This window comes from Halosaccharopolyspora lacisalsi (assembly GCF_014137975.1).
GTDB classification, from domain to species: Bacteria; Actinomycetota; Actinomycetes; order Mycobacteriales; family Pseudonocardiaceae; genus Halosaccharopolyspora; species Halosaccharopolyspora lacisalsi.
The window spans coordinates 230,079-242,698 of record NZ_JACGWZ010000005.1 but is presented as its reverse complement, the minus strand read 5'-3'; the positions used below and the strand labels follow the sequence as shown (position 1 = coordinate 242,698).

Below are 12,620 nucleotides of genomic sequence, written 5' to 3'. Positions count from 1 at the left end.
ACGTGTCGATGCTTCCACGCTAATCGAACGCAAGTTCGATAATCGTGGCGCGGCGGTGCCCGGTTCACCGCCGAGGACACGCGGACGGGAGCAGACGACGATGACACGTCCGGAATGGTGCACGCAGCTGGAAGCGAGTTATCACCACGTGGCGGACCAGGCCACCGCGCAGACCGACGTCGTCGAGCGAGTACGCCTGTGGGACGAGTGCGCCACCCTGGCCCGCTGGGGTGCCGAGCGTGCCGAACGGGACGGAGCCGTCGAGATCGCACGACGTTGGCGGCAGCGGGAGCAGGCCGCCCAGCGCGCGGCCACCTTCCACGGAGGGTTCGAGGACTTCCCGACCTGACGGTCAGGCGAAACCCACCTTCGCCTGCGCGACGACCGTGTCCGGAGCGGACAGCACGGTCATCTCGGCGGAGTCCTCGTCAGGAGTACCGGTCACCAGGGTGGGTGTTCCGGCGAACACGGGACGGCGCAGCCGGTAATCCACCGTCGAGATCGGCGACTCGGCACGATTCCGGCGTGCCAGTTCGGTCATCAGCATCGCCAGCAGCGGACCGTGCACCACCAGTCCCGGATAGCGCTCGACCTCGCGCGCGTACGGCTCGTCGTAGTGAATGCGGTGCGCGTTGGCGGTCAGGGCACTGAACCGGAACAGTCGCACCGAGTCGCCGGTGAAACGCTGCTGCCAGGCGGCCGCGGCCTCCGGCCACTGCCGCGGCGCCGTGGCGTACGAACTCCTGGTCTCGCTTTCCCCCGAGCGGTAGACGTAGTCCTGCTCCTCGACCATCCGGAGGCCGCCCTCCTGCCGGAACTCGCTGCGGACCGTAACGAAGACCATCTCCCCGGAGCGACCGCGTTTGACGGCCACGTGCGACAACGACGAGGTCCGTTCGGCGACACCGTCCACCCGGAGCGGTCGGGTGATCGTCAGCCGCCCGCCCGCGAACATGCGCCGCCGGTTCGGAACCGGTGGGAGAAAACGTCCGTGCGCGGGGTGCCCGTCCGCGCCGAGGTCACCGTGCGCCGGCCAATCCAGGAAGTACACCCAGTGCCACAGCGGGGGGAGCTCCCCGTCGACGAGGAAGGGCCGCGGCGTCTCCAGCACCGCCGCCAGCGCCAGGGCCGGGTCGGGCGACAGCGCATCGCTGCTGGTCACCGGGTCGGGATCCCACCCCTTCAGTGACGCTTCGAGGTCAGACACCGCTCCTCCTCTCCCGGTTCAGGCACGATCGGCGAAACCGAAGCCCGCGCCGCCCGGGGACACGACCTCGAAGGCGAGTTCGAGGCCGTCCTCCTCGTCCCACTGCTCTCCGACCTCGGCGAAACCGAAGCCCGAGATCGTGGCCAGGGAGGCCACATTGTCGGGACTGATCGCCGCCCGCACGGTCTTGACCGCAGGTTCGGCAGCGACCCGCCGCAACAACTCGATCAGTGCGGGCCGGGCGTAGCCCCGGCGGCGGAAGTCGGGAGCGACGGAGTAGCCGATCTCGACCACGCCGACCTCGTCGGGCGGTCCGTGAAATCCGGCGTGCCCGACGACGAGTCCCTCGTCGCCGACGACCGCCTGCCGCGCCATCCACCGCGCACGGCCGGGATCGGTGGCCATCTGATCGAGCCGAAACCGCCACAGCCACCGTGCTCTGTCGGTCGCGAAGTACTCGGGCAGCGCGATCCCGGCCGTTCTACCGGCTTCGGCCAGGTCTCCACCCAGCAGAGCGGACATCGTTTCGCCGGACAGCACGGCGAAGCGGACACGCTTCGGGCTCCGGGCGATCGGTCCCCGGCGATCAGCTGCATCAGTCACCGACGGATACTCGCCGCGCAATCCGCGGCGTGTCCAACGATTTCCGAGCAGTCCGGCGATCACTCCGCTACATCGTCCAGCCACCGCAGCCCCGACGTCGCCGCCGAGAAGAGCACGCCGGTGACCTTCGAACTCACCGCTTTCCGGTGACCGGTGGCTCAGACGGGCCCTTCCGGTCCGGACCCGGTCGCGGAGCCCTCGGTGCGGAGCTCGTCGTCGAAGGCGACGATCTCGTCCTGTTCGGCGGCGTCGGCGGGATCGGCCTCCAGGGGCGCGGCCGGAGAGGTCCCGGTCTCGGCGAGATCGAGCGGGTCGGTCGGTTGGTGCTGCTCGACGACATCGGTGGGCGGGGCTTCGGCAGCGGGCTCGAACCCCGTGTCCTCACGGCGGTGGCGCATCATCGGCGGACTCCTTTCCCGTGTCGGCTCCGGAGCGGCGGTGCTCGTGTGCGGTCGCGAAACCGGTCGGTCGTGCGGGCGCGGACAGCAGCACGGGTCAGTCGATGCCTGCCCGGGGAATGCTCTTCGAGTTCGGCTATGCGTTGGTGGGCAGCGTGCAGGTCGGCTTCCAACCTGGCCAGCCGGCAAGCTACCACCAGCATGCTCGTCCCGCTCTCGTCGAGCATTTCGCGCACGCGGGCGGCCGGGGCGACTCCGTGCACCTCGGCGGCCCGGCCCATGGTGCAGGCGGGACTGTCGACATCGCGGGTGGTGCGTCGATCCGCACCCGGCGCAGGCCACCCAACTACGCAGAGTACCCATTCTCATACTGCAGTGTGACCGAGCCATCACCTCCACGGGCTTGTCCACGTCGGACTTTTTGCTACTCTGATTCGTGAGCTGGTTGGGTGAACAGCCGGTTCCTCGCGCGGAAGTCACTGGCCGCGAGCGAGGAACGAGGCGGGACGGTCCCGCTGTGGTCGATTCCCGACTCGTCGACGACTGGTCCGACTCCGCGCGGTGCCGGATCTGTCGGCGGTGAGCTTCCGGGCACCACGGGTGCCGTCGCCCTGCTGGAGGCCGCCACCCGGCACTGGATTCACGGTAAACACCTGCGAGTGATCTCCAGTCCCGCGGTGGAGCGCCTTCTGGGACTGATCGAGGTCTCCGACCGGTTCACCTACGCCGGTTCGGTCGACGAGGTCGTGACAGCCACACCCGAGAGCGGCCGTATCGGACGCCTCCCCACGGTGGAGCACCTCAGGGCCGAGACCACCCCACGCCCGCGGCAACCACCCGACTGAAAGGAGCCCGCTGATGATCCCTCATCCCCGTGAGTACCTGTCCTCGCTCAGGACCGAAACATCGCCGGCGCCGCCCACGGGGCCGGCTTGCCGGGTTTGCGGACAACACGCCTTGGAGGAGGACAGCCCGCACGAGTTCGCCCGCGGACTCACCGACCTATTGGTCTGCCACGCCTGCGGCGCCCGTTGTCGGGTCTCACCGGACGCCGAACACACCGGTTGACCACAACGACACAGCTCCGCGAACGTGCTTCGCACCTCCACGGCGCCACCACCGTCCGATCGCGCGGTGGTGGCGCCGTGTTTGTCGCGCTGTCGCAGCCGGGTAGGAACAGAGTGTTCCGGGACATCAAGTTTCGGGGTCGAGCACGCGCTCCGAGTCCTTGTCCGAACCGGGAGACGAGCCGGGGGAAGGTGAGCGGTGAAACACGACGAGTTGCTGGCACGGGTCCGCGACAGCGGCGAGTACGACACGCGCGAGGAGACCGAGCGCGTCGTACGCGTCGTGCTGGCCGTGCTGGGTGTGCGCCTGGGGGGTGGGGAGGCCGAGGACCTCGCCGCCCAGGTACCCGATCAGGTCTCCGGGGTGCTGACCGTTCAGGCGGACAGCGGCGGTGTGCAGGTGGGCATCGAGGATTTCCTGCGCGAGGTCTCCAGGCAGCTCGGAACCGCCAGCACCGAAGCCGCCCGCTGGGACGCCAGTGCGGTCCTGACCACGCTGGCCGAGGGGATCACCGGTGGTGAGCTCAACCAGCTGCTCAGTCAGCTTCCGAGTGGCTACGCGCCGTTGTTCGACCACCCCGAGCTGACATGACGACCCCCGCGGCCCCGCGCCACCGCTTCGTCCGCGGTGAACCGTTCAGCGCCACGGGAGCGCGGGCCGACTCAACGAGGCCGATCACAGGGCCGAGATTCCGAGGACGGTTCCGGGAGTGACCATGACGGACACGCCACACGAGGAGAACACCGCGCAGGACCAGCAGGGAATCGTTTCCCGACACGACCGGGAAACGATCGCGCGTGCACTGGCCAACGCCGCCGGGCAGGGCCGACTCGACACCGAGGAGCTGGAAAACCGCCTGGCCCGCACCCACCAGGCCCGTGACTACAACGAGCTGGAACAGCTGCTGGCCGACCTACCGGGCAGTCAACAACCCGAAGAACGCACGGTCGCCGAGCACACCGTTCCGGAGACGCTGCACATCACGGCCGCGCTGCGCAAGGCACGCCGTCACGGCCGGTGGAAGGTGCCCCGCCGCATCATCGCCAGTGCCGGGCGAGGTGAGGTCGAACTGGACTTTTCCGAGGCCGAGTTCGCCAACGACGAGTTGACCGTGGACGCACGCCCCAACCTGTCCGGCATCGAACTGATCGTGCCCGAGGGACACGCGATCACCACCGAGAAAGCGACACCGGGCATCGAACCGGTCCACGACTACACCACGGCCCCCGCCCGGCAAGAGACCCCGCACATTCATATCGTGTCCCGTGCCGGGATGGGTTCCATCGTCGTGCGTCACCCCCGACGGCGCCGTAAGCTCTTCGGCCGCTCCTAGCCGCAGTACGCGGACGAGGCTTCGAGACTCCTGTCACTTCGGCCCGACCGTGGTCGATTTCTCGTGTTCGGGGTCGTGCACACTCGACCATCACGGGGCCGGCGACGTCGGTCAAGCAGCTGATGATCACCGCCGCCGCGATGCGAGACGACCGGCGAGAACCCGATGAGCAGGAGGCCCTGTGATGCGTGCCGCCAGGTTCCACGCACCGAACGAACCGCTCCGGCTGGAAGAGGTGGACACGCCGCGACCGAGTACCGGTCAGGTGCTGGTGCGGGTCGAGGCGGCGGGCGTGTGCGGAACCGAACTGCACTTCCTCGACGGGCTGCTGACACCGGCCGGCACTCCGACCACGCTCGGGCACGAGGTCGCCGGAGTCGTCGCCGAGGTCGGTGACGAGGCCGGCTTCGAACCCGGCGACCGGGTGGCGGTGCAGTACTTCCACCCGTGCCGCTCCTGCCGGTTCTGCCGCGACGGCCGGGAGAACATCTGCGAACGACCGCTCGGCTTCCTGGCCTTCGCCACCGACGGTGGCTTCGCGGACTACGTGCGGGTCCCCACCAGCGCGCTCGTCCGAATCCCCGACGCCCTGAGCACGAGGGAAGCCGCACCGCTGTGCTGCAGCGCCACCACAGCCCTGCACGCCGCCGACACCGCCGGCCTGAGGGCCGGTGACACAGCCGTGGTGTACGGGGTCGGTGGAGTCGGGCTCGCCCTGGTGCAGATCCTCGTCCACGCGGGCGTCCACGTGGTCGCCGTCGGCCGCTCCCCCGGAAAACTGCGGTTGGCCGAGTACCACGGCGCCTCGACCACCGTGGACGCCACGGCCGGGGACACCGCGCAGCGGGTGCAGCGAACCACCGGAGGTGCCCAGGCGGTGTTCGAACTCGTCGGAACCCGCGAGTCCGGCACCCAGGCCCTCGGTTGCCTGGACCGCGGCGGTGCCCTGGTCTACATCGGCTACAGCTTCGACCGCGTCGAGCTCAGCCCGCTGGACATGGTCGTGCCGGAAACGCGCGTGCTCACCTCGGTCAGCAACACCCGCGAGGAGCTCGAACGAGCCCTCGACCTGGCCGCGACGGGCGTCCTCGACCCCACGGTCGCCGAAACCGCTCCCCTGTCCGAGGTCAACGACGTGCTCACCCGACTGCGGTCCGGCGCCATCGCCGGACGATCCGTCCTGCACCCTTGAACGTGGCAGGGGTCGGGAGCACTCCGGCCACCAGCCGCCCGCCCGACGAACGGCATCCCGGATCACCACGAGATCCGAGCCCCACGGCCGGGAACCCCGTGAGCGGCGACACCACTCGCCGACCGACGAAAAGTCCCGTCCGCAGTGGTTTCAAGGAGAGGAGCAACCATGGCAGAGCAGAACCTCGCCACCGTGGCGGTCACCGGAGCCACCGGAGCGCTCGGCAGCCGGATCGCGGCCCGGCTCGCCGACCGCGGCGCGTCCCAGCTGCTCGTCGCACGTGACCCCTCGCGGCTGCCCGACCTTCCCGGGGCCCAGCACCGCGGTCCGGCCACCTACGAGGACACCGCGGCCATGCGCACCGCGCTCGCGGGTGCCTCGACCCTCGTGCTGATCTCCTCGCACCCGACGGGCAAGCGGCTGGAGGAGCACGCCAGCGCCGTGCAGGCCGGCATGGAGGTCGGCATCGACCGGGTGCTGTACGTGTCGCTGATCGGTGCCGGCCCGACCGCGACCTACCGCAACGCCCGCGACCACTGGCTGACCGAGCAGTTCCTGGACCTGTCCGGGGTGCGGCACACGACCTTCCGGTCCGGCTTCTACGCCTCCACACCGGCCGCCCTCGCCGACGAGGAGTTCGTCATCCGCGGCCCCGGAGGCAGCGGTCCCGAAAGCGGCCGGGTCGCCTTCGTCACCCACGACGACATCGCGGCAGCGATCACCAACGTCGCCCTCGGCGACAGCACCGACCACGACGGGGCCGTTCTCGACGTCACCGGCCCGGAAGCCCTCACCCTCGACGAAGCCGTGCCCCGGATCGCCACGGCCACCGGCAGGCCCTACCGCTACGAGGCCGAGACCCTGGAGGAGGCCTTCGCGCGGCGGTGGCGGCTGGGCATCAGCGGTGAGCAGATCGAAGCCTGGATCTCCTGGTACCAGGCCATCGCCGGCGGCGAGTTGTCCGCGGTCACCGACGTCGTCCCCCGACTCACCGGATCGCCGGCCACGCCGATCACCGAATCCGGGTGGTGGCCCTCCCCGAAGACGGCCTGGTGATCACACCGCGGGCGGACGGCAAGCTCGTCGTCTCCCACCCGAGAGACCGCGACCGCGTGCAAGAATGATCAGCGCGGTCCGTTCTCCGGACCGAAGACCACTGCGACACCACGTCCCGACGTGCTGCCGCAGTCGACAGACCCGCAGCACGAGGAGAAGTGCCCATGACCACCGTGTCCGGAACTTCCGTGGAGATCCCCACCGCCGACGGCGTCGCCGACGCCTACCTGGCCCGTCCGGACGACTCCGGCTCCCATCCCGCGGTCCTGTTCTACATGGACGCGTTCGGGGTGCGTGCCCACCTGAAGGAGATGGCCGACCGCCTCGCCGCGGCCGGTTACACCGTGCTGGTGCCCAACGTCTTCTACCGTCACGGACGAGCACCGGTGGTCGAACTGCCCGAGTTCATCGATCCCGCCCAACGTCCGGAGATCTTCGAGCGGATCGGTCCGATCATGCAGTCGCTGACGCCCGAGCTGGCGATGCGCGACGCCGAGGCGTACCTGGACTGGCTGGACGCCTCCCCGCGGACCACCGGAGGAAAGGTCGGTGTCACCGGCTACTGCATGGGCGCCGCCCTGGCGCTGCGCACCGCCGGTACCTACCCCGACCGCGTCGCCGCCGCGGCCGGTTTCCACGGTGGGAACCTGGCCTCCGATGCCGCCGACAGCCCGCACCTGCTCGCCGACCGCATCACCGCGGAGCTCTACTTCGGCCACGCCGACCAGGATCACGCGCTACCGCCCGAACAGATCGAACGCCTCGACAACGCGCTCACGACAGCGGGGGTGCGTTACCGCAGCGAAGTGTACACCGGCGCCCAGCACGGTTTCACCCAGGCCGACACCGCCTCCTACGACTCCGACGCCACCGAGCGCCACTGGAAGGCCCTCCGGGACCTCCTCGACCGCACGCTCCAAGCGGGTTCGTAACCGACCGCGCTCGTCGTCGCGCTGTGGACCCCGTCGCTTCGGAGTCCACTGCGGCACGCCCCGGGTTCGATCTCCGCGGCAGCACGCGCTGTCGCGGAGATGGCTCGTGCTCTCAGTTCCGACGTTCCCGCATGATCCGCTTGGCTCGCCGGATCCGTCGGACCTGCTCCGCGGTACCGGTGTAGCGCTCGGGCAGCCGCACCATGACCGCCCGCGTCACACGCGCCACCCGCACCATCACGGCCTCCAGCGCCCGACCAGCGGCGCCCTCCCCGGACAGGGCGTACAACCTGCGTGCCCACCCGGGCAGCAACCCGATCCCGAGCATCCCGAGGAACGGGTACACGAGCCGCAGCGCGGCGAGGCGCCTCGGAGCTGGGGTGTTCAGCCACATCAGAATGCCCCGGCGCGCGCTGGTGGTCAGCCGCAGCTCGGGCCGCATCCGTCGGAAGTACTCCGTCATCTCGGCCACCGACCCGGGAACACGCTCGGGGTCGAGACCCACGAGGGCGGCGGACCGGCGCTGCTCGTCGAGGTACGCGTCGGCTTCGGCGTCGGTGCGGCAGATCCCGCAGGCGCGGGCGACGAGCAGGTACGGGTAGACCTCGGCGCAATGCACCCACAGGAGGTTCTCCGCGTCGTCGACGGGGAACCGCTCCCCGGTGCGCTCGTCGACACCGGTGATCGCGGCGTGGATGCGGCGAACCCTGGCGCCGGTCTCGCGGACCTCTTCGCTGCTGCCGAAGGTTCGAGTGGCGACGAAGTCGGCGGTGCGGAACAGGCGGGCGAGCGCTTCGCGGCGCCGGAACAGCGCCGAGTTCTGGTAGGTCCCCCACATCGTCCGGGGGTGCAGGGACTGGAGCGCGAGCGCGCTGAACGCCGCGATCCACATCGCCGGGTCGGTGTGGATGCGCCAGGTCACCGAGTCCGGACCGAACAGCCCGTCGTCGGAGCCCGGGCGCCGGAACGAACGGTCTGCGGTGGCGGTCACCCTGGGTCTCCTTTCCCACCGTGGAGACGCACGAATCCTAGAATCCGACCTCCGGTCCCCTCCAGCCGCCGATCGTGCGGCACGACCCGGTGACGGAGTGATCCCGGCAACGCCGGGAATAGTCGCCGCGAGCAGCGCGTTCGTTCGGTTGACCAGAGCAACAGTACAGCGCGTACTGTATCGCCCGAGCGAAAGGGTTCGACGTCCATGGATGTCCCACTGTCCATTCTCGACCTCGCCAACATCGGTCAGGGTGAAACGGCGAACGACAGCCTGCGGGCCAGCATCGACCTGGCGCAGCGAGCCGAGCAGTGGGGTTACCGGCGCATCTGGTACGCCGAACATCACAACATGCCGCGCATCGCCTCCTCGGCGACGAGCGTGCTCATCGGGCACATCGCCGCGCACACCCGGTCGATCCGCGTCGGGGCCGGCGGCGTCATGCTCCCCAACCACGCTCCGCTGACCATCGCCGAGCAGTTCGGCACCCTGGAAACCCTGCATCCCGGACGCATCGACCTCGGCCTCGGGCGAGCCCCCGGTAGTGACCAGCAGACCATCCGGGCGTTGCGCCGCGACCAGGCGGCAGCGGAGGCCTTCCCGCAGGACGTGCAGGAGCTGCAGGGCTACCTCGGCGAGAAATCCCTGATCCAGGGAGTCGAGGCCGTGCCGGGCAAGGGCACCGGCGTGCCGCTGTACATCCTCGGATCGTCGCTGTTCGGGGCCAAGCTCGCAGCCGCCCTCGGGCTCCCCTACTCGTTCGCGTCGCACTTCGCGCCGAACGCGCTGGAGGACGCCGTGGCGACCTACCGGCGCCAGTTCACCCCCTCCGAGCAGCTGCGGGAGCCGCACGTCATCGCCGGCGTCAACATCATCGCGGCCGACACCGAGGAGCGGGCGCGGGAGCAGTTCCAGGCCGCCAAGCGCAGCAGGCTCCGGCTGCTCACCCGCCGGAACCTCACGCGGGAGGAGGCCGACGACGCCCTGGAGTCCCCGGCCGGGCAGCAGGCCCGGCAGATGCTGACCTACTCCGGCGTCGGAACCCCGGAAGAGGTCAAGGACTACCTGGCCGGTTTCGCCAAGCACGCCCAGGCCGACGAACTGATGGTCACCTCGATGGCCCCCGAGCGGGACGCCTGGCTGCGGTCCTTCGAGCTGCTGGCCGAGGTCAGCGGGATGACCCCCGCCTGACCGCCGCGGCGAACTCGCGAGTGATCCTCAGCATCGTTCGATCAGACCACTGACCAGCGATGACGGTCCGATGACGGCACCGCCGCAGCCGGTCGTCCGCACCGGCTGCGGCGCCTGTGCGAGGATGAGAGGCATGTCGGGAAAGCGACCGAATCCGTTCCAATGGATCTGGTACGCCTACGGTGGCCGGCTTCCCGACCGGTGCCGCGAGTGGGTCCTGCACGACCTGACCTGCCGCACGTGGATACTGCGGTACCTGCTCAGGGCACTGGTGCAGATGTCGCCCGGCCTGCTCTTCCTGCTCGTTCCCGGGCCACTGTGGCTGCTGGCCATGTCCTTGCTGGGCGGCGTGCTCATGGGCCTGTTCTATTCGGTCTCGGGGATGTACGAAACGGCCGAGCACCGGCTGGCCAAGCACGGCTATTCCGTGGGAACCGGACGCAGGACGCGGGAGGAGGACCGCGGCATGCTCAACCCCGATCAGGCCGCGCGCTACGCCGCGATCTACCGCCGGGGAAACGACTGATCGACTCGGAAGCCCCGATCCGCCGGGGTAACCACCAGGCTCAGGACATGTCGTCGCTGTCGCGAAGATTCCGGGGTCGTTCGGTCACCGCGGGAGTACGAGTCGTGGTCGTGGTCCTCGCGGGTGCGCTGTCGCTGAGTGGGTGCAGCGGCGCGAGCGCGGATCGCGGCGGGACGTTCACGTTCGTTTCGCCGGGTGGCAAGTCGAAGCTGTTCTACGAGCCCGCCGAGCGCGGCACGATCGGCCGTACCTCCGGTAGCAGGGTCACCGCTGCGAAGGAGACGGTGGCAGTGCGGCGATACCGCGGGCGCGTCGTCGTGCTGAACACCTGGGCGACATGGTGCGGCCCCTGCCGCTCCGAGGCCGACGACCTGAAGGAGGTCGCCCGGAAAACCCGCGACGACGGCGTCCGGTTCCTCGGCATCAACGTCAACGACGATCGGGATGCCGCTACCGACTTCCTGCGCAACTTCCACGTCCCCTATCCCTCTGTATACGATCCAGCGGGACGTGCGCTGTTGGCCCTGGACGGGGTCCCGCTGTCGACGACACCGCTGACGATCGTGCTCGATCGCGAGCACCGCGTGGCGGCCGTCTTTCTGGGAACGGTGCTGAGCGAGCAACTGCTGCCGACCGTGCGCCGCATCGCCGCCGAGCACACCCAGTAGCCGCTCAGCCGCGAGCGCACTCCACAGCGGACGGAATTGTCAGCGCAGGAGCGCGCTGCCCACGGTGGCCGCAACGGTGAGCAGGACAACCAGTCCCAGCAGTGGAGGACGAGTGGCCAGCGGCCCCGCCCCCGCGCGACCGAGCACGGCGGCTCCGGCGGCCAGCCACAGGAACTGGTGCAGGACTCCGCCGGTGATCAGCAGCGACGTGGCGGCTCCGGCGACGAGGCCGGCGACCACGAACGCCGCCAGGAGCACGCCGGTACCGGTACCGCGGCACAGCCGTTCGGTGAGCAGCGCGATCGGGACACCGACGAGGACGACGAGCGCGGCCACCAGCGGAGCCAGACCACCTATGTCGAGCAGCGCACCGGGACCGACAGAGCCACCTCCCGGAACCGCCCGGATCACCGCGCCCGCCAGGAACACCGCCAGCACGGTCCACGTGGCCAGCACCGCCCCGGCCACGACCATCACCGGCAACGACGCTTCGGAGCGATTCAGTGTTCGCGCGACGGTCCGCATGGGCACGGAGTGTAACGGTGTTTTCCGGAATCGTGTTCGACCCCTCGGGAAAGCGCCCTGCCGTGACAGCGCGCCGCGGCTGCCGACACCAGGACATCAGAAACGGGAACTACTGCCTGCCGGGACGCGGGCAAAGCGCGCCCGTCGCAACCACAGGGGGATCTCCCCGGCCTGGTACGGCCTGCCGTTCTCGTCGACCAGCACCGGCAACGCGCCGCCGCTCCCCAGCCCGAGGGCGGCGCGACGACGCAACAGGGCGCGGGTGGCGCCGCCAGCGGGCAGGTCGGCGATGGTGACGCGGTGCAGTTCGGTCTCGGCGATGCCCGGATCGGCACGCAGCATCCCGATCAGCACCCGTTCCAGCGCGGCGGCGTGGGCCTTGCGACGGAACATGAGCAGCAGCTCGTCGGCGCCGAGCGCGCCACGGTGACCGGCATCGGCAGCGAGCCCGCGGTTGATCACCTCGGAGTCGTGGTGGTCGTCGAGCTCGACGGTGACCGCACGGGTCCACGACAGGTCGGTGAGCACGTCCTTGACGTCCGAGGCCGTCAGGTAGGCGAGGTTCGGCGCGCAGAACGAGGTCGGCAACCACAGGTGCACGGTGACCCGGCCACCGTCGACCTCGAGCGAACGGACGAAGTCGAGATCGGTGATCGGTTCGTTGCGCTCGGGATCGACAACGGCACCGAGCGCGACGAGGACATCCTGCTCGGGAATCCGCATGCCCGACCACCGCCGCGGTGCGCGGCTCGATCGAGCGTCCCACACCGCGAGGCGAGCATCGCCGGTGAAGCAGGAGTCGCCGCTCTCGGAATGCATCGCCGCCTCCTTTCCACGTGGCGCTCTCGGCGCATCCGGTGGGAGAGGATAGACAGCCGACTCCCGACCGCGGGGAGATCGCGCGTCTCAATTTGAGACACGGGGTCATCA

16 protein-coding genes are annotated in these 12,620 nt (G+C 69.7%); 10 read left to right on the top strand and 6 right to left on the bottom strand.

Going from position 1 to position 12,620, the window contains the following annotated elements; all coding sequences use genetic code 11:
- Positions 1–100 precede the first annotated feature (100 nt).
- A complete protein-coding gene (locus FHX42_RS17785; protein ID WP_182545541.1) occupies positions 101–349 on the top strand; it encodes a hypothetical protein in 249 nt (82 codons plus the stop codon).
- Between the two features lie 3 nt (positions 350–352).
- On the opposite strand, the gene FHX42_RS17780 is transcribed toward FHX42_RS17785, so the two are convergent.
- The 3 genes from FHX42_RS17780 to FHX42_RS17770 form a co-directional block, all read right to left on the bottom strand.
- Positions 353–1,207 (bottom strand): MaoC family dehydratase N-terminal domain-containing protein, encoded by an 855-nt coding sequence (locus FHX42_RS17780; protein WP_182545540.1) that lies wholly within the window; start codon positions 1,205–1,207, stop codon positions 353–355.
- Positions 1,208–1,225: 18 nt separating this feature from the next.
- Positions 1,226–1,810 (bottom strand): GNAT family N-acetyltransferase, encoded by a 585-nt coding sequence (locus FHX42_RS17775; protein WP_328796347.1) that lies wholly within the window; start codon positions 1,808–1,810, stop codon positions 1,226–1,228.
- Positions 1,811–1,968: 158 nt separating this feature from the next.
- Positions 1,969–2,211 (bottom strand): hypothetical protein, encoded by a 243-nt coding sequence (locus FHX42_RS17770; RefSeq protein WP_182545539.1) that lies wholly within the window; start codon positions 2,209–2,211, stop codon positions 1,969–1,971.
- Positions 2,212–2,657: 446 nt separating this feature from the next.
- Here FHX42_RS17770 and FHX42_RS17765 point away from each other — a divergent pair, with 446 nt between their 5' ends.
- The 6 genes from FHX42_RS17765 to FHX42_RS17740 all read left to right on the top strand — a co-directional run bounded on the left by FHX42_RS17765 (position 2,658) and on the right by FHX42_RS17740 (position 7,789).
- Positions 2,658–3,053 carry a hypothetical protein gene (locus FHX42_RS17765; RefSeq protein ID WP_182545538.1) on the top strand — a complete coding sequence of 132 codons (396 nt, stop codon included), beginning with the start codon at positions 2,658–2,660 and terminating at the stop codon, positions 3,051–3,053.
- Positions 3,054–3,474: 421 nt separating this feature from the next.
- Positions 3,475–3,867, top strand: coding sequence for a DUF2267 domain-containing protein (locus FHX42_RS17760; RefSeq protein WP_182545537.1), 393 nt, complete (start codon positions 3,475–3,477; stop codon positions 3,865–3,867).
- 124 nt (positions 3,868–3,991) lie between these two features.
- Positions 3,992–4,609, top strand: a complete 618-nt coding sequence (locus FHX42_RS17755) for a DUF1707 SHOCT-like domain-containing protein (protein WP_182545536.1) — start codon at positions 3,992–3,994, stop codon at positions 4,607–4,609.
- Between the two features lie 184 nt (positions 4,610–4,793).
- On the top strand, positions 4,794–5,801 hold the full coding sequence (locus FHX42_RS17750; RefSeq protein WP_182545535.1) for an alcohol dehydrogenase catalytic domain-containing protein: 1,008 nt from the start codon (positions 4,794–4,796) through the stop codon (positions 5,799–5,801).
- Positions 5,802–5,969: 168 nt separating this feature from the next.
- Entirely contained in the window at positions 5,970–6,857 is an 888-nt protein-coding gene (locus FHX42_RS17745; protein WP_182545534.1) for an NAD(P)H-binding protein, read from the top strand.
- 164 nt (positions 6,858–7,021) lie between these two features.
- Complete coding sequence (locus FHX42_RS17740) at positions 7,022–7,789, top strand: dienelactone hydrolase family protein (protein WP_182545533.1); 768 nt, start codon at positions 7,022–7,024, stop codon at positions 7,787–7,789.
- Between the two features lie 112 nt (positions 7,790–7,901).
- On the opposite strand, the gene FHX42_RS17735 is transcribed toward FHX42_RS17740, so the two are convergent.
- On the bottom strand, positions 7,902–8,780 hold the full coding sequence (locus FHX42_RS17735; RefSeq protein WP_220480513.1) for an oxygenase MpaB family protein: 879 nt from the start codon (positions 8,778–8,780) through the stop codon (positions 7,902–7,904).
- Positions 8,781–8,987: 207 nt separating this feature from the next.
- Between FHX42_RS17735 and FHX42_RS17730 the strand changes: the two genes are divergently transcribed.
- From FHX42_RS17730 to FHX42_RS17720, 3 genes are all read left to right on the top strand, one after another.
- Entirely contained in the window at positions 8,988–9,971 is a 984-nt protein-coding gene (locus FHX42_RS17730; RefSeq protein ID WP_182545532.1) for an LLM class flavin-dependent oxidoreductase, read from the top strand.
- 133 nt (positions 9,972–10,104) lie between these two features.
- Positions 10,105–10,497 (top strand): DUF5313 family protein, encoded by a 393-nt coding sequence (locus tag FHX42_RS17725; RefSeq protein ID WP_182545531.1) that lies wholly within the window; start codon positions 10,105–10,107, stop codon positions 10,495–10,497.
- A gap of 47 nt (positions 10,498–10,544) precedes the next feature.
- Positions 10,545–11,165, top strand: coding sequence for a TlpA family protein disulfide reductase (locus tag FHX42_RS17720; RefSeq protein ID WP_182545530.1), 621 nt, complete (start codon positions 10,545–10,547; stop codon positions 11,163–11,165).
- A 39-nt stretch (positions 11,166–11,204) separates the two neighbouring features.
- Here the strand turns inward: FHX42_RS17720 and FHX42_RS17715 are convergent, their stop codons facing one another.
- Both FHX42_RS17715 and FHX42_RS17710 read right to left on the bottom strand, forming a co-directional pair.
- Positions 11,205–11,690: a hypothetical protein gene (locus FHX42_RS17715; protein WP_182545529.1), complete on the bottom strand. Its 486-nt coding sequence runs from the start codon at positions 11,688–11,690 to the stop codon at positions 11,205–11,207.
- A gap of 96 nt (positions 11,691–11,786) precedes the next feature.
- On the bottom strand, positions 11,787–12,509 hold the full coding sequence (locus FHX42_RS17710) for an iron-sulfur cluster assembly protein (RefSeq protein ID WP_235987451.1): 723 nt from the start codon (positions 12,507–12,509) through the stop codon (positions 11,787–11,789).
- Positions 12,510–12,620 lie beyond the last annotated feature (111 nt).

What these genes read in the sequence shown, in the direction of transcription:
- FHX42_RS17785 (WP_182545541.1), top strand. Translation starts at nt 101, where the DNA reads ATGACACGTCCGGAATGGTGCACGCAGCTGGAAGCGAGTTATCACCAC.
- FHX42_RS17770 (WP_182545539.1), bottom strand. Translation starts at nt 2,211, where the DNA reads ATGATGCGCCACCGCCGTGAGGACACGGGGTTCGAGCCCGCTGCCGAA.
- FHX42_RS17755 (WP_182545536.1), top strand. Translation starts at nt 3,992, where the DNA reads ATGACGGACACGCCACACGAGGAGAACACCGCGCAGGACCAGCAGGGA.
- FHX42_RS17750 (WP_182545535.1), top strand. Translation starts at nt 4,794, where the DNA reads ATGCGTGCCGCCAGGTTCCACGCACCGAACGAACCGCTCCGGCTGGAA.
- FHX42_RS17745 (WP_182545534.1), top strand. Translation starts at nt 5,970, where the DNA reads ATGGCAGAGCAGAACCTCGCCACCGTGGCGGTCACCGGAGCCACCGGA.
- FHX42_RS17740 (WP_182545533.1), top strand. Translation starts at nt 7,022, where the DNA reads ATGACCACCGTGTCCGGAACTTCCGTGGAGATCCCCACCGCCGACGGC.
- FHX42_RS17730 (WP_182545532.1), top strand. Translation starts at nt 8,988, where the DNA reads ATGGATGTCCCACTGTCCATTCTCGACCTCGCCAACATCGGTCAGGGT.
- FHX42_RS17725 (WP_182545531.1), top strand. Translation starts at nt 10,105, where the DNA reads ATGTCGGGAAAGCGACCGAATCCGTTCCAATGGATCTGGTACGCCTAC.
- FHX42_RS17720 (WP_182545530.1), top strand. Translation starts at nt 10,545, where the DNA reads ATGTCGTCGCTGTCGCGAAGATTCCGGGGTCGTTCGGTCACCGCGGGA.
- FHX42_RS17715 (WP_182545529.1), bottom strand. Translation starts at nt 11,690, where the DNA reads ATGCGGACCGTCGCGCGAACACTGAATCGCTCCGAAGCGTCGTTGCCG.
- FHX42_RS17710 (WP_235987451.1), bottom strand. Translation starts at nt 12,509, where the DNA reads ATGCATTCCGAGAGCGGCGACTCCTGCTTCACCGGCGATGCTCGCCTC.